Below are 18,830 nucleotides of genomic sequence, written 5' to 3'. Positions count from 1 at the left end.
CAGTTTATGCTGACTGGCGCATCCGGAAATTCATACTCACTGTTGATAAAGCACATTTCAGACCAGACTGATTTTTGACACATGCCTAATTCTCCCGAAACGCCCGTATGGTCAAGCTTTGAGCAAAATCATCTGGTATAACATCTTTCCTCAAACTGGATTTTTAACCACGAATAAAGGATGATAGCGGCACTTTCGAATGTAAAATTGGCATAGCAGTGTGTATGCCTTTACCATTTTTCTATTACCAGGACTTAGGGAACTTCTATGTATAAATTGGTACTTATCCGTCACGGCGAAAGTCAGTGGAATCTGGAAAACCGCTTCACTGGCTGGCACGATGTGGATTTGACTGAAACCGGCGTTGCGCAAGCACAGAACGCGGGTAAACTAATGAAAGATGCAGGCTTTGAGTTTGACATCGCTTATACCTCTGTACTGCTGCGCGCAATCAAAACGCTGAACATCGCGCTGGAAGAAATGGGACAGCATTACCTGCCTGTACAACGCCACTGGCGCCTGAACGAACGTCATTACGGTGGCCTGACAGGTCTGGATAAAGCAGAAACTGCAGCAAAACACGGTGAAGACCAGGTAAAAATCTGGCGTCGCAGCTTCGACGTACCACCTCCGGCAGTTGAAGAAAGCAGCGAACACTTCCCCGGCCATGACCGTCGTTACAGCCACGTTGATCCAAGCATTCTGCCTCGTGCAGAGAGTCTGGCACTGACCATCGACCGCGTACTGCCTTACTGGCACGACGTTATCCGTCCTACCATTCAGGATGGCAAACGCGTTGTTATTGCCGCTCACGGTAACAGCTTACGTGCACTGGTTAAGTATCTGGACGGTATGTCAGAAGAAGAAGTGCTGGAACTGAACATTCCTACCGGTGTACCTCTTGTATATGAACTGGATGCCGATCTGAAACCAATTTCTAAAGAATACCTGGGCGACCCTGAAGCGATTAAAGCGATGATGGATGCCGTTGCCAAACAAGGTAAAGCGAAGTAACTTCATTTCGTATTTATGCCCGCGGCATCCGCCTGCGGGCATCTTCTTATTCAGTCCATGGCTAACGCCCACTCTGCAGTCACCCTGTTCAAAATGAACCATGCCATTCTCAGGCTGATATTTCTCGTAGTGCTTTGTGCATCCATTACCGTAGTTTTTACGCTCTTTCCCTCTTTGTCAGATTTCAACGAACAATGGATAGACACGCATTTCCGCTCTGCCGGAAAGGCACCGGCACTGTATTTCATTTTTGTCGCCACTTGTCTGCTAACCTGCGCTTTACCCAGACAAGTCGTCGCATTAATGGCGGGTTACGCTTTTGGTGTCGTGGAGGGTGCAGTGTATTCAACGCTGGCTGCAACTATCAGCTGTTCAGTGTGTTTCTTCAGTGCCCGATTTCTGACGCAAAATACCGTAAACAAGCTTTTTGCCGGCAAAGTTAAAAAAGTTAACCGGTTTCTGGCAGAGCAGGTGTTCTTAAAAGCATTCACACTGCGTATTCTGCCACTTGGAAGCAACTACATTATTAACCTTGTTGCCGGAGTCACGTCGGTAAAACCGGCTCCGTTTATTGGCGGATCAGCAGCAGGTTATATTCCTCAAATGGTGCTGTTTGCGTTGATGGGAAACGGTCTGGAGGTACAGTCCGGATGGCAGATCGCCTTCAGTGCTGCCATGCTGGCAGTGTCGATAATTACGGGCTATTACATTTATCGTACTTTCCGGCTTCAGCATGCCACGAAGCGGTAAATTAATGAAAACTGTCCACCACACTCAGAATTGCCTGCCAGGCAGGTTTTACAGACGGATAGGTACCGTCCTGCCGTAAACCGTTGTGCTGGCGGTTTGTCAGCATGATGACAATCAGGCCATCGTCAGGCCGGAACATCAGTTGAGTACCGGTAAAGCCGGCATGACCAAAGCTTTCCCGTCCCTCCCCGTCTTCGTAACGCCAGAAACCCAGCGCCTGACCAGTATCGTAAGGCGTATTCAGAAACGCTGCCAGCGTCTCAGGCCCGGTTAGCATGGCGTTACCATAACCACCACCGTTGAGCAGCGTCTGGCAATAGATTGCCAGATCCGGCAGAGCAGAAAACAGACCGGCATGACCTGCCACACCTTCCAGTGCATACCAGGCGTTGCCGTCGTTCACCTCGCCGGTTAACGTGTAATCGCGGTAGCTATCAAAATTGCGCTCAAAAGGCGGATTTTCTACTACAGGGTATGGTGTGGATGAACTTACCATGTGTTGCTCGTAGGGATTGCCCTGCGACGTGGCGGCGATATTATCCAGCCAGCTTTCCGGTGGTAAATAGCGGGTTCTGTTCATGCCCAGAGGCCGATGAACGAACGTGTATACGTAGTCGTTAAGCGGCATTTTGCTGATCTGTTCAACGATTTTACCCAGTAACATAAAACCAATATCAGAATATGCCCGTTTTTCAGCAATCCCGTAACGTCGTTCCAGCGACGCCAGCCAGGCGAAGACAGAGTCACGGCTTTGCCTTTTGTGCAGCCAGAGTGGTTGCCACTCCCATAAGCCGCTGCGGTGGGTCAGCAGTTGCTGCACAGTGATACCGGCTTTATCTGTTTGACTGAAGCTGGGCAGCAAGTCGCCCAACGTATCGTCCAGTGACAACCGGTGTTCACTTACCAGATGCATCACTGCTGCTGTGGTGGAGACCACCTTCGTCACGGACGCTAAATCAAAAACCGTGTCTGCCGTGACCTTGCGGGGCGATGCCAGAGAATGCAGACGGCCGGAGTTCATTAACTGATATTGCGCCATACCCTGACCCGCGGAATACAGCACCTTACCCTGTCTGGCGACAAGGAGAGCAACGCCGGGAAACAGGTGTTTATCGGGGTCAGTGCCAATAAATGGCTGCAACGTTTGTTGCAATGCCTTTCTTTGCGCGGCGTTTAATCCTTCTTCCGGACTTGCAAATTCCAGTTCCGGATAGTCTACAGACACCGCTACATCGCCGGTTTTCACTTGTACTGACAGTGCATTTTCACCAGTTTTCACCGCATCTTTACTGGTCAGTATATATTGTGCATTTTCAGCCGGGTCCAATATGCCGTCGAAGACCACCCTGTCATTCACTTCAATGCGCGCCTCGCTGACAACAGCCGGCATAATACGCAATCTGGCGTGGTCACCGGGCACTGAAAATACACCGGTAAGAGGTGTTGAGGTTGCTTCAGACTGTAATACCAGTTGCCCCTGCAACTGTGCGGCATGGGCTGACACACTGGTCGCCATGCCGATAACAGCGGCTTTCAGAAACATCCGGAATGGTTTAGTCATGAGCCCCGGGCGCGCTTACCTCGTCGAGAGATACCGGGATCCCGCCCTGCGGCTTTAACATGCCGGTAAGTACTCTTACCAGGCTGTCCATCGTGCCGCCAGTATAGGGCGCGTCAGGTTCATCAGACAGGGCATACACATTGGCGTTATAAGTCGCCAGCACCGCATCGCTGAAGGTATTCAGTTGCATGGCGTCGTAAGGCATCCGCAAATACACCAGGATACTGCGTTTTCCTGTTTCTTTGACTTGTTCGAGTAATGAAGGCAATAAAGCCTGCGCCTCATCAAACCCCATGATCTGCTTTGTATTGACGTCCATGTCTTCCATACCGCCCAGTTCTACCAGACTGGGCGCCGGTGTCATGCTGCCAACCACTACGGTATCTGCCTGCGCCATGGCACTGTCCAGCGAAGGCCTGTTAAGTTGCTGCAAGCTCATGCAGGTAACCTGCTGCTGCGGACGGTACAGTGACATGTGATAAGACACCGCACGGCATACGGTTTCTTCCGGCATAAGAACCAGTACGTTGCCGGTTTCCGGAATGACAAAGTCAGCAGGTTTGCCTTTAACAACCGCGATGGCAGCATCGGCAAGTAACTGGGCACGCCGCTTGTTGTCTGCCAGAGAAGCCGCCAGTTTTTCAGGTGACGGGGTAAAGTGTGCAGCCAGCCCGAAGTCAGCTTTTGTTTTCCGGATCCTTGCGGCAGATTCTGCAATTAACTCTCTGTCGAGCTCACCCTGCAATACCTTTTGTGTAAGGGCATCGAGTAATTCATTGAAGGCGCGTATACCCCTGTCACTGTGGACCGGCAGTGGCATCACGACGATATCCGTACCGGCAGAAAATGAAGCCGCTACCGCATCAGTCTGGTCAAAGAATTTTGCGATGCCGGCCATGTTCATGGCATCAGACACGATGAGCCCTTTAAAACCCAGCTCATCACGCAGGATCCCGGAGAGGATTTTTTTCGACAATGTCGCCGGCTTAATTTGTGGCTGACCGGACTTGTCGTTGAGTTTACTGTCATCTAATTGCGGATACTGAATATGCGCCGTCATTACCATGGCCGGCGACGCCTCACGGATAATCGTTTTAAACGGGTACAAGTCCACCGCATCAATCATTTCGCGGCTGTGATCGACCACCGGCAAAGCCAGATGGCTGTCTGTGTGAGTATCACCATGGCCGGGAAAGTGCTTCAGTGTGGCCAGAATTCCCTGCGACTGCATGGCTTCAACCTGCGCTTCCCCGGCTTGCGCCACCACTTTCGGATCCTGCCCGAAAGAACGCACGTTAATGACAGGATTCGCCAGATTGGCGTTTACATCCACATTGGGAGCGAAGTTGGTATTAATACCTAACAGCTTAAGCTCCTGCGCCATGATTTCAGCGCTTTCACGGGCAAAGCGGGTACCATGTTCTCCGATGGTTGCGCCAATCGCCATATTGCCGGCAAAGTCAGTTGTGAAGACCCGCGGAGTTCTGAATACACGCCCCCCTTCCTGATCAACGGCAATAAACAGCGGCTCTCCGTCACTTTCCCCCGTCGCAGCCTGCTGCAAATCGCTGGTCAGCGAGGCAATCTGGCCTGGCCAGGATAAGTTTTCACTGAACAAAATGACGCCGCCCACGCCGGACTCAGCGACGAAGTCTTTTAACTCCTGCGGTAAAACCGTAACCGGCTCGCGGCATTTTTCTTCGTTGCCAGCACAAAAATAGCGGAAGTCAGGCATGAGTTTTTGCGCAATATCGCGCCGTATACTTTGCGTATCAGTGTCAGCAGTCATAGCATTAGCAGGAGTCAGGTTAAGGCAGCTTAAGCATACCGCTATTTGAAAATATCGTCTGCTCAAGTGGCGGATTAGTGGCATAGAATATCTGTACCCCGATAGTCAGTAATCGTAATTCAGGAATTGGCTGAGAGATTTTTTATCTCATGTTACATTTTTGATCAAGAATATTTTATTTTTATATGCTAGGTTTGTCAGGTGTATTTGCCCTGAAACCTGCTTCCGGATAAGTAGTAAGAAACGGTTTCCGGCACCCTGTACCGGCACAAATACCTAACCGGCAAAAGATGATTATGAATAAATTTATTGAACGCCTGTACCATATTGGTAGCAAACCACAGCGAAAAATTCTCGGACTAATGAGCGGTACATCGCTGGACGGCCTGGATATCGCGTTGTGTAACATCACTGGCTCAGGAAAAGAGACTGAAGCCCGTATCGAGCGGTTTATGACTGTCGATTATGACGTCAAATTCCGCCAGGCAATTCAACGTGTATTTGCAAAGCGTGATGTAGACTTGCAGGAAGTCACGTTACTGAATGCGTGGGTTGGCGAATATCATGCGTCTTTAATCAATAAAGCATTGAACCAGTGGCAAGTGGATAAAGAAGAAATCGACTGTATTGCCAGTCACGGTCAGACCATTTATCACTGCCCGCGGGAACAGCACGGTTTGCCTGAATACGGCAACGGCACATTACAAATCGGCGATGGTGACCGGATTGCTACAGGCACCGGCATTATTACACTTTCTGATTTTCGTCAGAAACACATCGCCGCAGGTGGTGAAGGCGCGCCACTGGCGGTTTACGGAGATTTCCTCGTGTTCAGCCACGAACAGGAAAACCGTGTTTTACTGAACATCGGCGGCATCGCCAATTTCACCTGGCTGCCCGCCGGTAATCATCCCGCTGAAGTATTCAGCACCGATATCGGCCCGGGCAATACCATCATTGATGCCTTTGTCTCCCGGCACTATGCACGGCAGCGCTTCGATAAAGACGGTGCCATCGCATTGTCAGGAAACGTGAATGAAAATCTGCTTAATGAATTGCTACGCCATGATTTCTTTTCCTGTCCTGTGCCGAAAACCACCGGACCCGAGGTATTCAACCTGGATTATCTGAATCAGGCACGATTACGCAGTCAAACCCTGTACATTCCTAACGAAGACGTTGTAGCAACACTGACAGCATTTACTGCTAAAGCGATTGCCCACGGCATTATCATGACTGCCACCAGCACATCAGCGATAATGGTGTACGTGAGCGGGGGCGGCGCGCGAAATAAAGCACTCATGGCAGCTATCGCGGATGAACTGCCGGACTTTATCAGTCTTAAAAATTTGTCTGAACTGGGCATAGATGCTGATGCGAAAGAAGCCCTGCTATTTGCCATTCTCGCCAATGAAACGCTGGCCGGCAGCCCTTGCTTTGAAGGCAATCTGTTCGGTATTCCCAATACCAACATGGGGAAAATAAGCCTGCCATAGACGATGTTCAACACGGGTTTACGTCAGCACAGGTTTACGGGTAGCAGTGTGACAGGAAAAAGAGCGTGCCCGGTGAAGGGCACTAAGTATTTGTTATTCCCTTAGCCGATATTCTTTCCGCGCATACGCTGCAACGTACCGTCTTTATCTATGATGTGGTGTTTAAGCGCACCCGCCACATGAAGAATGATGGCTGCGATGAGCAGATAGCCCACTATCTCGTGCACTTCACCTGCCACCTCTGAAAGGCCTTCGTTTCTTGGCAGCACATCCTGAGGATTAACGGGGTCATGGTTAGCGGGAATTAAATCAAACCCGAAAAACGGAACGTTATGCCCGCCCATCGATGACATGATGATGCCGGACACTGGCAGGATAAGCGTACCGGGGATCAGTACCCAGTGAATCACACCGGCCAGCATATGCTCCCACGCTTTATAGTTTCCCGCCGGCACCGGCCAGCCATTTTTCACCCGCCATACGGCACGGGCAAAAGCAAATACCAGAACGACCACACCAAAAGATTTGTGTAACGGATACAGGCTGTAGTCATGATTCTCTGTCATGTAAATACCGACAGCTAATAAAGCGATCATCAATATCGCCACTATCCAGTGAAGAGACACGGTGATTTTACTGAACTGAAATTTCGAATCTGCACTCATGGGCTTTCCCATCCTTATAATTTGGGGTCTGAGTTAAACCGGACCGGGCGGTCAGACACGCTACTAAAGTCTGATATTTAATGCATATTTATACCTATAATAACCACTTTAAAAGCATGGAAATAGATAAATTTCATTTTATTTCAGTTAATTAAGTAAAACTAAACTTTTGACTAACTCACAGAGCTGGCGAATAAAAGTACCATAAATATAAATACTAATAACAATGCGCGAGAAATGAGATGTTAGCTTTTAAGTCTACATACGAAAAAGAAATCGCCGGATTAACACAGGCAATTAACGAATATAAAGCCTTTTCTGACGCAGTAAAACGTCACAATGCCTACGTTATTTTCACGCCGGATGGCAACGTGATTGAATGCAATCAGATTTTTGCGTCTATTTTCGGTTTTCAAAGCGGTGATTTGATTGGCCAGCACCACAGTGCACTGTGTTTCAGTGAGCTAACAAACAGTACCGCTTATGCAGCGCTATGGCGTGACTTGCGCGACGGCCATGCCCAAACCGGTCAGTTTCACCGTAAACACCGCAGTGGTGAAGGTGTGTGGCTGGAGGCTTCTTATGAACCCATTCTGGATGAAAACGGAAGAGTAACTGCAGTACTAAAAATTTGCTGCGACATCACTGAGCAAAAAGAAACAGCAGAAGCCAACAAAGCGATTTCTGATGCCCTGGACCGTTCAATGGCAGTGATTGAATTTACCCCGGACGGCACAATCCTTAACGCAAACGGGAATTTTCTGGCCACCGTGGGCTACAGCCTGAACCAGATTCAGGGTCAGCATCACCGTATGTTCTGTTACGATGATTTCTACATCGACAATCCTAATTTCTGGGACATTCTCGCAGCAGGCAATTTCCAGTCCGGCCAGTTTAAACGCAAGAATGCAGCAGGCGAAGTGCTGTGGCTGGAAGCGACATACAACCCCATTTACTCTGCTGACGGTAGAGTCTATAAAATCATCAAGTTTGCCTCAGACATCACGCAAAAAGTGATTGAACAAAGTAACATCGCCAGTGCATCGGAACACGCGGTGTCGATTTCAGAAGAAACGTCACAAATTGCATTACGGGGAACAGAATCACTGACCAATTCCGTGGATGTATTTAACGCCACTTTGAAAGAAGTTGATCAGGCAAACGTACTGATTGAGCAACTGACTGCCCAGTCAGCCAACATTGAATCCATCGTTTCTACTATCCGCAGCATTGCTGATCAAACCAACCTGCTGGCGCTGAATGCGGCTATCGAGGCAGCCCGTGCCGGCGATCAGGGTCGTGGCTTTGCCGTGGTAGCAGACGAAGTACGCCAGCTGGCTAAACGTACCAGTGACTCAACGGTAGAGATTGAATCGGTAGTAGGTGAAAACAAAGGTCTGGCACAACAAGCCAGTGAGAAAATGACCGAAGTGAAATCCAAAGTTGACCTGAATGCTGAGCAAATCGGCAGTGTGCAGGCTGTGATGGATGAAATATATCAGGGTGCGGTAAGCGTAACTGAGAACGTTTCCCGTATCATGAACCAGTAAGTCCAACCGACTAGGGGCAAGGACGCCCCGAACTTCGGGACGCCATACCGTATGGTTACGATGAATTATGGTGCCATGTGGATCACAGACCGGATGCTCTTTCCTTCGTGCATCAAATCAAACGCTTCGTTTATTTCTTCCAGTGGCATAGTGTGAGTGATGAAGTCATTAAGAGCGAATTTACCCGCCAGATAATCTTCAACAATACCGGGCAGTTGCGAACGACCTTTCACGCCGCCAAATGCAGTACCACGCCATACACGGCCGGTCACTAACTGGAACGGGCGGGTTGAAATTTCCTGGCCGGCACCGGCTACACCGATGATCACTGATTCACCCCAGCCTTTGTGACAGCATTCCAGTGCAGAACGCATCACATTCACGTTGCCGATACATTCAAAAGAATAATCAACGCCGCCGTCGGTTAGTTCAACAATCACTTCCTGAACCGGCTTGTCATAGTCTTTAGGGTTGATGCAGTCAGTCGCCCCTAATTTCTTAGCCAGTTCAAACTTGGATTCATTCAAGTCGATACCGATAATGCGGCCTGCTCCCGCCATGGTTGCACCGATAATGGCAGATAAGCCAATACCGCCAAGTCCGAAGATAGCAACGGTGTCACCTTCCTGAACTTTCGCCGTATTGAGTACCGCGCCCATACCTGTGGTCACACCGCAACCCAGCAGGCACACTTCTTCCAGTGGCGCATCAGGATTAACTTTAGCCAGCGAAATTTCAGGCAGAACCGTGTACTCGGAGAACGTGGAGCAACCCATATAATGATAAATTGGCTTACCATTACAACTGAAACGGGTTGTACCGTCAGGCATCAAACCTTTACCCTGAGTTTCACGTACCGCGCTGCATAAATTGGTTTTACCTGATGTACAGAATTTACATTCTCCGCACTCGGCGGTGTAAAGCGGGATAACATGGTCGCCCACTTTCAGAGAGGTTACCCCTTCGCCAACTGACTCAACAATACCACCGCCTTCGTGGCCCATGATGGCAGGAAATACCCCTTCAGGATCCTCACCCGACAGGGTAAACGCGTCGGTGTGACACACGCCTGTGGCAAGAATTTTTACCCGCACTTCACCCGCTTTAGGTGGTGCAACCTGAATTTCTTCAATAGACAGCGGCGCTTTCGCTTCCCACGCTACCGCGGCTTTACAAGTAATTACGTCAGCCATGTTGTTTTATCCTTTATTCGATGTGTGTCGGACTATTCTAAACAGTCGCAGTTATGTAACAATACACGCAATATGAAAATCACTTTTTCATAAATGCAATAATAGAACCATTTACCAGCAGGGCTTTATGAACAGAGACGGTATTGTTGAATTTGTGGCGGTTGTTGAGCAGCGCAGCTTTACGCTGGCAGCGAAAAAACTGCGTATCTCTACCGCAAAAGTAAGCCGCCAGGTCAGCGCACTGGAAACCCGCCTGTCATCAAGGCTGTTAAACCGCACCACCCGTGTAGTGACGCCGACAGAGCTTGGTCAGCAGTTCTATCATCAATGCCGTCACATTCTTGACCAGCTTGATGACGCAGAACGTTTCGTCTCCGAACAACAGCTCACGCCTTCAGGCAAACTCATGCTTACAGCCCCCGTAACTTACGGCGAACGGATCATCGCACCGGTCGTTAATGACTTTCTTACGCTGCATCCCCGCATTGAGGTCAGCCTGAATCTGACAAATCAGGTTGTGGACTTAGTACAGGAAAACTACGATCTGGCTATCCGGCTTGGTCACCTCGAGAGCTCATCGCTGATTGCCCGCCGGTTAGGCTCGCGGACGTTATTCACCTGCGCCTCACCGGAATATTTTGAACAGTATGGCCTGCCTCAGTCGGTGGCCGACCTTGCCAGGCATCAGTGCATTGCCGGCACATCGGCCCACTGGCAATTTAATGTAAATGGCAGAGTCGTCACCTACCGGCTTCCAAACGCACGACTGCGTTGCAACAGTGGCGTGGGGATCCGCGATGCAGCACGCAAGCATCTGGGCATCATTCAACTGCCTGATTATTACGTCGCTGATGATATCGAATCAGGCCGCCTGAAAGTGATACTGCCTGCACAACAAATCGATGATGACGGGATATGGGCGGTATACCCGCAAACCCGTCATGTATCAACCAAAGTCCGGTTATTACTGGACTATCTGGTTACCCGCCTGAATCCCGGCGCGTAAACCAGTTCGCCACCGGGCCGGCTCTGCCGGTTCACACCTTATGCCGGAATTGCCGGTTCGGTGCTTTCAGGTTCTGGTTCAGGAGGCTGTCCCGTAATGCTGGCAATAAGGTCTGCCGCATTTTTCTGTCGGAATGCACGATACTCTTCCCAGTCAAATGACTTCAGAAACGCCACAGCCGCATCACAGCCATTTACAATCAGCTTTTCTTTGTCTTCCGGCGACATATCAAAGTCGAGCCAGCCAATGTCTGTTGTATCAATTTCCTTCACCACCCGGTTGTAGTCTTCAAAATGCTCATGGCGGTATTCTTTATCAGTGTTGCCTTTGGCAATATCCACCACATTGGAGATAAAGTTCAGCAGTGATGAATTATCGAAACGGTCTACATCAAAGCCCAGCTTGGCACCAAACGTGGGCATTGAAGGAACCTTACTGGGTTTCGCGTGAAATTCGTCAAAGGGAAAATTTGATAACAGGCCGCCGTCGACGAAGGAGACCGACTCGCCATACTTCTGAGGGTCTTTCAGCGTCACTGAAAAATCCCGTTGAAGCCGGTCTTTCACATCGCTGTAAGGGGGGATGTTTGTCAGCGTGAAGGGATCAAAAAAGATGGGAATAGACATGCTGGCACGGGCAAAATCTGCAACAGGCGCATCGTTTTCCGGGCGGTAGAATAAATCAGCATCTTTAGGAAAGGTCACCTCAACACCGACAGCCATACAACTGGCTTTTACTGCCAGTCCGCCGAACGGGGCGGATTTATCATATGCGAACCGTGGCGGATGGTTCAGGGTGACCGTTTCCGGCAGCGTCCATTTTGACGCCAGGCCGGTGAGATGTGCTGCGCCGAAAGGCTTCAGCACTTTACGTTCCATCCAGTCGTAAAAGGTTTGACCGGGGTTTAATCCCCGCTTTGCTTTCAGCCGTTTGTAACCGGAAATTACACCCTTCGTCCAGCGCCAGCCTTTACTGAACATATTACCGCCACCGGGATTCTGCACCACATCCCTGACAGCTTTAGGTCCGTCGACAAAACTGAAAAATGCCACTTCATCCAGCACATCTGCAATCGCCATGGTTTTAGGCTGATCAGGCGTACCGGCTGCACTCAGCCCTATCGCATTGATTGCACCGGCAGACGTGCCGGCTATTTTACGAAAACGGATATTACACTGTTCAAGCACGTAGGTATAACCCACGAGACCAAGCCCGAGCATGCCGCCGCCTTCCATCACAAGGTCGACGAAATAGTACTTTTCACCGTCTTTTTCGAAATATACATCTGACCAGGCTTTGCTTTTCAACTCAGCCGGGATTGAATAGGCCGACAATATGTCCTTCACAGACTTAGCCGGTGTAGTTTGCGCGTTCATTACAGCCTCCCTGTCCATAATTTGTTCAACATGCTAACGCAGGGTAGGATTAATGCAATGGTCATTCTGTACTAAGCCAATACCATTTATGAATAAAACCGTCTCTGAGATTGAATTAAGACACAGAACTCTGCGTTTACCCCACGGTGAAGATGCGCCACTGATTGGCTCAAAGCAGCACTACCGGGAAGAACTGAAAAAGTGGCAGAAAAAACTGCTGCATGTTCAGCAGGCCATTTATCACCAGAAAAAACGGGCAATTGTGGTTTTCGAGGGCTGGGATGCATCCGGTAAAGGCGGTGCCATCAGGCGTCTGACCGGCCATCTGGATCCCAGAGGGTTTGCCGTGCACCCCATTGCAGCCCCCACCGATGAAGAACAGGGAAGGCACTATTTATACCGGTTTCAGACAAGGTTACCCAAGCCCGGCCGAATCGCCATTTTCGACCGTTCCTGGTATGGCCGGGTACTGGTAGAAAGAGTGGAACAACTGACACCGGATGATGCCTGGCAACGGGCTTACCGGGAAATCAATGAGTTTGAACGGATGCTGTCTGATGATGGTGTCCGCATCATTAAGCTGTTTTTACACATCTCTCCCGACGAGCAGCTACGCCGGTTCGAAGAGCGGCTGCACAATCCCTACAAACGCTGGAAGCTTACAGAAGAAGATATCCGCAACCGCAGTAAGTGGACTGATTACGCGTCAGCCACCGAAGACATGTTTGATGAGACGGATACCCGACCGGCTCCCTGGCATCTGATACAGGCAGAACACAAATGGTATGCACGGGTGGAAGTTTTAAAGAAGGTTGTGAAGGCATTGCGAAAAGGCACCGACACCACACCCCCGCCACCGGATGAGAAACTCATCCGTCTGGCAGAGCAAAAATTGGGGATAAGCGTGCCGGATACAGACACGCCGGCGCCGCAACAGTCAGAGCAGGATAACTAAAACGTCAGCTTGTATTTCTCAAGCAGGTAGTAGTAAGGAAGCGCTTGCTCACAAACTTCCTGTAATGTCTCTGAAAGTACCGGTACAGGTTTCCGTGCCGTGGCTATAAGCCCGGTACTTTCCCACACCGCATTGTACCAGTGCTCTGCCCAGACGCCGTCAGCTTTGTTGCCGCCAGCCGGCCAGCTGAGCATGCCCGCATCGTAAGATATCCCGATGGCTTCACACAGCGTCTGCAGCCCCGTTGCCGGGTCGGTCAGCAAATCGTCACTGTCAATCACCACCGGCGGTTCGCCGTTCAGCGTCATCTGGCGGTTAAATAACTCCGCCTGCTGACGGATGCCGATATCATCCAGTAAGGGCTTTTCCCGTTTTTCATTGTAGCTGGCAATCACCCTTGCCGGATGACGCAACAGAAACACGTTAATCACATCGTCTGTCCAGGCCAGCGGAAATGCGGGTAACATGTGATGTGACATGTGTTTCTGATAGAAAATATCTTTACCGTCAGGGACCGGACCCAGGCATTGCGCAATAACCTCTGAAGCATGCTGTGGTTGCGATGCCAGTATCGCTTCCTGCATCGGGTGCACTTCCCCGCTTTCCTTCAGATACGCTGCGTAAAAGGGCTCGTCAACTACCGCGCAGTCACTGCGGGCGGCAAACGCATACATCATCGCTGTCGATAAGTTTCTGGGGCCGGACCACATAGCAATACGCATCAGTGTGTCTCCTTAACCAGTTGATAATATGCCTCTCTTATCTGCTGCGTGAACGGTCCCGGGTGCACATCGCCAATTGCTCTGCCATCAATGTGGGATACCGGCGTCTGTGCGCCAAACGTGCCGGTAAGGAAGGCCTCGTCAGCACCATAGGTTTCAACCAGCGAGTAATTACGCTGATGCACCTTCAGTCCAATCCGCTCACACACGTCTATCACCTTCTGCCGGGTGATACCGTTCATGCAGTAATCGCCGGTAGAGGTCCAGACCTCGCCTTTTCGTACAATAAAGAAATTACAGGCGTTGGTGGTGTTTACAAACCCGTTTACATCCAGCATCAGCGCTTCATCGGCACCGGCTTTTTCGGCGGCAATACAGGCCAGTATGCAATTGAGCTTGGAGTGAGAGTTGAGTTTAGGATCCTGCGTCATGGGCAGGCCACGCATATGCGGTACAGTAGCCAGCTTGATTGGCCGCGCAATGGACGCTTTGGAGTGCTCACATATAATAACCAGCGTAGGACCGTGCACAGAAAGCGCCGGATGCTGAAACGGCTTTTTCTTTTTGCCACGGGTGAACATCAGCCTTGCATGTACATCGGTGTGCATATCATTGGCTTTACGGGTGACTTCCAACGCCTCTGTAACCTGCGCCCTGGTCATGCCTAAATCCATGTCAACCACTTTTGCAGCTTCAAAAAGCCGGTCCATATGCTCATCCAGAAAAGCCCATTTACCGTCGTATAACCGCAAGCCTTCCCAGATGCCATCACCTAACATAAAGCCACTGTCGTATACCGACACTTTGGCTTCGTCGCGGTGAACAATGTCACCGTTCACATAAATGAGAATATCATCATTACGCGCATCTTCCGCTGCGGTGTGGGTAGAGACATCCGCCATACTCATTGATTGTTTTTCCCTTTTTTTGTACAGCCAGAAAAACAAAAATACCGGCTGACGACCCGTAAAGTAAAGTCGTACCGCCGGTATTTGCGATGATATTAAGCGATGATTAGTTAAACAGATCTTTCAGCTTGTCTTTGCCTTTCTCCATTAACTTCTCTTTTTCTTCATCGATTTTTTCCTGCACTTTCTCTTTGGCTTTTTCTGCCAGCACTTTTTTCGCTTCTGCTTTTGCCTGTTTGATGGCGTTATCCAGCATCTGATTTACGATAGCCGCACCGACCTGATCAGCCGGTAAACCGTCAGGCTGACCAATAGCACCGGCACTGAACGTTGGCAGAGTGACTTCATAAGCTTTCTTATCAATTTTGAAATCACCGGTTTCCAGGTTTTCAAAATTCAGTTTCAGCTTCGCATTACTCACCGTTACCGCATCCACAATCAGTTTTGGCGCCGGAGCGGAAGATGGCTCTGCAGGCTGGCTGTCGCCCTGAGGCAGGTTAGCCATCAAATTCTTTTTAATGACCATCAGGTTGCCCTGTCCGGATGCGTCTACTTCATAAAGGATTTCCGGACCGTCTACAGTCACTTCCTGGATGCGGTAAGGCTCTTCGGTAGCCCCGGCGAGATCTAATGTCACACCGTCAAGGCTGAACGCGTCTTCTTCACTGAATCCGTCAGGGTTTTCTACATCAATGTCAGTGATAGTCAGACGCCCGTCACTGAAAGACAAATCCACAGCTGACACGGTAACCGGCGTAGCCAGATATTTTGTGCCCTGTGTTTCAATTTGTTCGCGGATAAAGTCATTGGCCCCACTGGCCAGATAAACCACACCGCCGGCAATCACCACAATAACCAACAATAAAATAACCAGAACTTTCTTCATTATTTCTCCCTGCATAAATGAGATTAAATACCGCACTGTTCACGGCATTTGCGCGTATTCCCTGTATCAGTGTTTGAACGACTGCTTTACACGGTTTACGGCGTTTAGGTTTTCCATACGACCACTGCCTGTTATTGTGATCACAACACTGCATCAGACAACGTCTTTTTGCAGTCACAAGACTAATTTGAAGAGTAAAGGAAAGCAATGAATAAACTCTCATGGGTGCTGGCATCAGCACCGCTGTTATTTGCTTGCTCCCAGCCGGCAGACAACACCACAACGACAGAATCAAAACCAGCCAGTGCACAACACACTGGACACCAATCCACGATAGCATCAGGTACGGATTATCATTCATTTTCGAACCCTGACGCAGTGCGGGTAACACATTTGGATCTGGATTTAACCGCAGACTTCGACAACCGTGAGCTTACCGGTTCAGTGACGCTGGATTTCGACCGTATTCAACCGGATGCGGACACGTTAATCGTTGATACCCGCGCACTGGATATCAAACAGGTAACCGCAAATGGTAAAGCCGTTGAGTTTACACTGGGTGAAGAGGACGATAATCTGGGTTCTCCCCTGTCGATAGCCTTACCTGCATCGGCCAGCGCTGTCACCATCGACTATGTGACTTCACCGGAAGCATCCGGCGTGCAGTGGCTTACTCCGGCACAGACTCAGGGCAAAGAACATCCGTTCCTGTTCACTCAGGCTCAGGCCATTCATGCGCGCAGTTTCATTCCGCTGCAGGATTCACCTCAGGTCAGAGTCACATACGACGCCCGTATTCATACTCCGGCAGATTTGCTGGCAGTCATGAGTGCCTCGAATGACCCTGATACGCCCCGTGACGGCGATTACAGCTTTACCATGCCTCAGCCTGTACCTTCTTACCTGATTGCCCTGGCCATAGGTCATCTTGAGTTCAAGCCTATGGGTGAACGTACCGGCGTGTACGCCGAGCCTGAAGTTCTCGATGCAGCCGCCGCCGAGTTTGAAGACACGGAAAGCATGCTGGAGCTGACAGAAAAAACCTACGGCCCCTACAGCTGGGACCGTTATGACCTTCTTATCCTTCCCCCCTCCTTTCCTTTTGGTGGTATGGAAAACCCCCGTCTGTCATTCATCACCCCTACGGTGATTGCCGGCGACAAAAGTCTGGTTTCCCTGATTGCCCATGAGCTGGCGCACAGCTGGTCGGGTAATACTGTGACCAACGCCACCTGGCGGGATTTGTGGCTGAATGAGGGTTTTACCACCTATCTGACTTACCGCATTATGGAAATGTTGTACGGTACAGACCGCTTTAACATGGAGGCGGTACTGGGCTATCAGAGCCTTGAAGCAGATATCGCTGCGCTGCCGGCCAATGATGAAATACTTGCCGTAGATTTACGCGGGCGCAATCCTGACGATGTATTTTCAGATATCCCTTACGAAAAAGGTGCGCTGTTTCTCCGTGAACTGGAACAAAAGGTGGGCCGTGAAAACTTCGACGCTTTCCTGATGCAGTATTTCAAGCATTTTGCTTTCCGGAGTATCACCACTGACACCTTCATGGCGTATCTGGAAGACACCCTGCTGAAACAATATCCGGACAAGCTCGACAAGCAACGCATTGAAGAATGGGTGTTTAAGCCGGGCATTCCTGATGGTGCACCTGTGCCGGCGTCTGATGCCTTCGATAAGGTGGACAGTCAGCGCACTGCCTGGCTGAATGGCGACAAGCCTGCTGCAGACATCAAAACAGCAAACTGGACAACCCACGAATGGCTGTATTTCCTGAATAACATGCCTTCTTCACTGTCTGCTGCGCAGTTAAAAGATCTGGATTCTGCCTTTGATCTTACCAACAGCCACAATAACGAAATTGCGCACAGCTGGCTGATGATTGCCGTACAGAATGAATACAAGCCGGCCTGGCCCCGTTTGCATGATTACCTGGTTGAAATAGGCCGGAATAAGCTGGTGAAACCGCTCTACCGGGCGCTGTCGCAAACACCGGAAGGGAAAGCGTTTGCGAAAAAGGCATTTGAGGAAGCCAAACCCGGTTATCACCCGCTGACGGTGCATGCGAATGAAGGCTTCGTAGAGGACTGACATCCTTATTTAGCATTAAATAAACGTCATAAGGCCGTATCAGCGAAAGGTGATACGGCTTTTTTTATCATTTTTGTTCTGAAAACGCCGCCCGTCAGCCTTCTTTATAACCAAAGCGAACAAAAACCCTCCCCGATAAAATGTTAAAAACTATAGCCATATGTTTATTTTATGTTAATACTAAGAGTGTACGTTCTTTGACCAGCAGGAGTGTTGACTATGAGCAATCACATATGGGGACTGATCCATCATCCCGATAAAGAATGGCGTTCCATTAATGAAGAACATGAAACGGTTAGCCATTTATATACCCACCATGTACTTTGGTACGCGCTTATCCCCGTGGTTTGTTCCTTCATCGGCACCACACAGTTTGGCTGGACTTTTGGCGGTGAGGAAGTCTTTCAGGTTTCTGTCGCCAGCGGACTGGTGCTGGGCGCCGCATTCTATGCATTGATTTTATTAGCCGTAGCTGCGGTTGGCAGTATTATTCACTGGATGGCAAGACGATTCCCTGAACGCCCGTCACGGGCAGAATGCATCGTATTTGCCGGCTACACAGCAACCCCGTTATTCATGAGCGGCGTGTTTGCTATTTACCCTGTGTTCTGGCTTTGCGTAACAGCAGTGGCAGCGGGCCTGGTGTACACGGCTTATCTGCTTTATGCAGGTACACCAAGCTTCCTGGGTATCAGCCATAAAGAGGGCTTCATCCTTTCCACGTCGACGCTCTGCATGGGTGTGCTGGTGCTGGAAGCATTAATGATAGTGGCCGTTGCTCTGTGGAGCATGGGCTCGGAGCACAGCATTATGTGGTACTTCTTCCACTAGCATTAAGTGCATTATTCAT

16 protein-coding genes are annotated in these 18,830 nt (G+C 49.9%); 8 read left to right on the top strand and 8 right to left on the bottom strand.

The features are described 5' to 3' along the window. Positions 1-267 precede the first annotated feature (267 nt). Positions 268-1,014 carry a 2,3-diphosphoglycerate-dependent phosphoglycerate mutase gene (gene gpmA, locus ACXAH4_RS01530; protein WP_119502966.1) on the top strand — a complete coding sequence of 249 codons (747 nt, stop codon included), beginning with the start codon at positions 268-270 and terminating at the stop codon, positions 1,012-1,014. Positions 1,015-1,029: 15 nt separating this feature from the next. After that, entirely contained in the window at positions 1,030-1,764 is a 735-nt protein-coding gene (locus tag ACXAH4_RS01525) for a TVP38/TMEM64 family protein (RefSeq protein WP_474841862.1), read from the top strand. A gap of 1 nt (position 1,765) precedes the next feature. On the opposite strand, the gene ACXAH4_RS01520 is transcribed toward ACXAH4_RS01525, so the two are convergent. Both ACXAH4_RS01520 and ACXAH4_RS01515 read right to left on the bottom strand, forming a co-directional pair. Next, on the bottom strand, positions 1,766-3,325 hold the full coding sequence (locus ACXAH4_RS01520) for a serine hydrolase domain-containing protein (protein WP_474841864.1): 1,560 nt from the start codon (positions 3,323-3,325) through the stop codon (positions 1,766-1,768). Continuing rightward, positions 3,318-5,114 (bottom strand): glycoside hydrolase family 3 protein, encoded by a 1,797-nt coding sequence (locus ACXAH4_RS01515; RefSeq protein ID WP_474880411.1) that lies wholly within the window; start codon positions 5,112-5,114, stop codon positions 3,318-3,320. Before ACXAH4_RS01515 ends, ACXAH4_RS01520 begins: the two co-directional genes overlap by 8 nt. Positions 5,115-5,410: 296 nt before the next feature. Between ACXAH4_RS01515 and ACXAH4_RS01510 the strand changes: the two genes are divergently transcribed. Continuing rightward, entirely contained in the window at positions 5,411-6,610 is a 1,200-nt protein-coding gene (locus tag ACXAH4_RS01510) for an anhydro-N-acetylmuramic acid kinase (protein ID WP_474841867.1), read from the top strand. Positions 6,611-6,711: 101 nt separating this feature from the next. Here the strand turns inward: ACXAH4_RS01510 and ACXAH4_RS01505 are convergent, their stop codons facing one another. After that, a complete protein-coding gene (locus ACXAH4_RS01505; protein ID WP_474841869.1) occupies positions 6,712-7,275 on the bottom strand; it encodes a cytochrome b in 564 nt (187 codons plus the stop codon). Positions 7,276-7,517: 242 nt separating this feature from the next. Here ACXAH4_RS01505 and ACXAH4_RS01500 point away from each other — a divergent pair, with 242 nt between their 5' ends. Continuing rightward, positions 7,518-8,825, top strand: a complete 1,308-nt coding sequence (locus ACXAH4_RS01500) for a methyl-accepting chemotaxis protein (protein ID WP_474841872.1) — start codon at positions 7,518-7,520, stop codon at positions 8,823-8,825. 65 nt (positions 8,826-8,890) lie between these two features. Here ACXAH4_RS01500 and ACXAH4_RS01495 read toward each other — a convergent pair whose 3' ends face one another. Further along, positions 8,891-10,018 (bottom strand): S-(hydroxymethyl)glutathione dehydrogenase/class III alcohol dehydrogenase, encoded by a 1,128-nt coding sequence (locus ACXAH4_RS01495; protein ID WP_303572258.1) that lies wholly within the window; start codon positions 10,016-10,018, stop codon positions 8,891-8,893. Between the two features lie 127 nt (positions 10,019-10,145). Here ACXAH4_RS01495 and ACXAH4_RS01490 point away from each other — a divergent pair, with 127 nt between their 5' ends. After that, positions 10,146-11,024 (top strand): LysR family transcriptional regulator, encoded by an 879-nt coding sequence (locus tag ACXAH4_RS01490; protein WP_474841876.1) that lies wholly within the window; start codon positions 10,146-10,148, stop codon positions 11,022-11,024. A 38-nt stretch (positions 11,025-11,062) separates the two neighbouring features. Here ACXAH4_RS01490 and ACXAH4_RS01485 read toward each other — a convergent pair whose 3' ends face one another. Then, positions 11,063-12,400: a patatin-like phospholipase family protein gene (locus ACXAH4_RS01485; protein ID WP_474841878.1), complete on the bottom strand. Its 1,338-nt coding sequence runs from the start codon at positions 12,398-12,400 to the stop codon at positions 11,063-11,065. 88 nt (positions 12,401-12,488) lie between these two features. Here ACXAH4_RS01485 and ACXAH4_RS01480 point away from each other — a divergent pair, with 88 nt between their 5' ends. Beyond that, on the top strand, positions 12,489-13,355 hold the full coding sequence (locus ACXAH4_RS01480; protein WP_474880409.1) for a polyphosphate kinase 2 family protein: 867 nt from the start codon (positions 12,489-12,491) through the stop codon (positions 13,353-13,355). Here ACXAH4_RS01480 and ACXAH4_RS01475 read toward each other — a convergent pair. From ACXAH4_RS01475 to ACXAH4_RS01465, 3 genes are all read right to left on the bottom strand, one after another. Continuing rightward, positions 13,352-14,077: a sulfotransferase-like domain-containing protein gene (locus ACXAH4_RS01475; RefSeq protein ID WP_474880408.1), complete on the bottom strand. Its 726-nt coding sequence runs from the start codon at positions 14,075-14,077 to the stop codon at positions 13,352-13,354. The genes ACXAH4_RS01480 and ACXAH4_RS01475 overlap by 4 nt on opposite strands. After that, on the bottom strand, positions 14,077-14,985 hold the full coding sequence (locus ACXAH4_RS01470; RefSeq protein ID WP_474880407.1) for a D-amino acid aminotransferase: 909 nt from the start codon (positions 14,983-14,985) through the stop codon (positions 14,077-14,079). The genes ACXAH4_RS01475 and ACXAH4_RS01470 overlap by 1 nt, the downstream gene beginning before the upstream one ends. A 106-nt stretch (positions 14,986-15,091) precedes the next feature. Continuing rightward, positions 15,092-15,871, bottom strand: a complete 780-nt coding sequence (locus ACXAH4_RS01465; RefSeq protein WP_303572265.1) for an AsmA family protein — start codon at positions 15,869-15,871, stop codon at positions 15,092-15,094. Between the two features lie 207 nt (positions 15,872-16,078). Between ACXAH4_RS01465 and ACXAH4_RS01460 the strand changes: the two genes are divergently transcribed. Further along, positions 16,079-17,980: a M1 family metallopeptidase gene (locus tag ACXAH4_RS01460; RefSeq protein WP_474880405.1), complete on the top strand. Its 1,902-nt coding sequence runs from the start codon at positions 16,079-16,081 to the stop codon at positions 17,978-17,980. A gap of 219 nt (positions 17,981-18,199) precedes the next feature. Continuing rightward, positions 18,200-18,811: a Yip1 family protein gene (locus tag ACXAH4_RS01455; RefSeq protein ID WP_474841888.1), complete on the top strand. Its 612-nt coding sequence runs from the start codon at positions 18,200-18,202 to the stop codon at positions 18,809-18,811. Positions 18,812-18,830: the final 19 nt, after the last annotated feature.

Source organism: Alteromonas sp. ABV2_168 (assembly GCF_056161165.1).
This window is presented reverse-complemented; position numbering and strand designations above follow the sequence as displayed.

Bases quoted from the DNA above. Each gene is read 5' to 3' on its own strand.
- gpmA (WP_119502966.1), top strand. From the start codon at position 268: ATGTATAAATTGGTACTTATCCGTCACGGCGAAAGTCAGTGGAATCTG.
- ACXAH4_RS01525 (WP_474841862.1), top strand. From the start codon at position 1,030: ATGCCCGCGGCATCCGCCTGCGGGCATCTTCTTATTCAGTCCATGGCT.
- ACXAH4_RS01520 (WP_474841864.1), bottom strand. From the start codon at position 3,325: ATGACTAAACCATTCCGGATGTTTCTGAAAGCCGCTGTTATCGGCATG.
- ACXAH4_RS01515 (WP_474880411.1), bottom strand. From the start codon at position 5,114: ATGACTGCTGACACTGATACGCAAAGTATACGGCGCGATATTGCGCAA.
- ACXAH4_RS01510 (WP_474841867.1), top strand. From the start codon at position 5,411: ATGAATAAATTTATTGAACGCCTGTACCATATTGGTAGCAAACCACAG.
- ACXAH4_RS01505 (WP_474841869.1), bottom strand. From the start codon at position 7,275: ATGAGTGCAGATTCGAAATTTCAGTTCAGTAAAATCACCGTGTCTCTT.
- ACXAH4_RS01500 (WP_474841872.1), top strand. From the start codon at position 7,518: ATGTTAGCTTTTAAGTCTACATACGAAAAAGAAATCGCCGGATTAACA.
- ACXAH4_RS01495 (WP_303572258.1), bottom strand. From the start codon at position 10,018: ATGGCTGACGTAATTACTTGTAAAGCCGCGGTAGCGTGGGAAGCGAAA.
- ACXAH4_RS01490 (WP_474841876.1), top strand. From the start codon at position 10,146: ATGAACAGAGACGGTATTGTTGAATTTGTGGCGGTTGTTGAGCAGCGC.
- ACXAH4_RS01485 (WP_474841878.1), bottom strand. From the start codon at position 12,400: ATGAACGCGCAAACTACACCGGCTAAGTCTGTGAAGGACATATTGTCG.
- ACXAH4_RS01480 (WP_474880409.1), top strand. From the start codon at position 12,489: ATGAATAAAACCGTCTCTGAGATTGAATTAAGACACAGAACTCTGCGT.
- ACXAH4_RS01475 (WP_474880408.1), bottom strand. From the start codon at position 14,077: ATGCGTATTGCTATGTGGTCCGGCCCCAGAAACTTATCGACAGCGATG.
- ACXAH4_RS01470 (WP_474880407.1), bottom strand. From the start codon at position 14,985: ATGAGTATGGCGGATGTCTCTACCCACACCGCAGCGGAAGATGCGCGT.
- ACXAH4_RS01465 (WP_303572265.1), bottom strand. From the start codon at position 15,871: ATGAAGAAAGTTCTGGTTATTTTATTGTTGGTTATTGTGGTGATTGCC.
- ACXAH4_RS01460 (WP_474880405.1), top strand. From the start codon at position 16,079: ATGAATAAACTCTCATGGGTGCTGGCATCAGCACCGCTGTTATTTGCT.
- ACXAH4_RS01455 (WP_474841888.1), top strand. From the start codon at position 18,200: ATGAGCAATCACATATGGGGACTGATCCATCATCCCGATAAAGAATGG.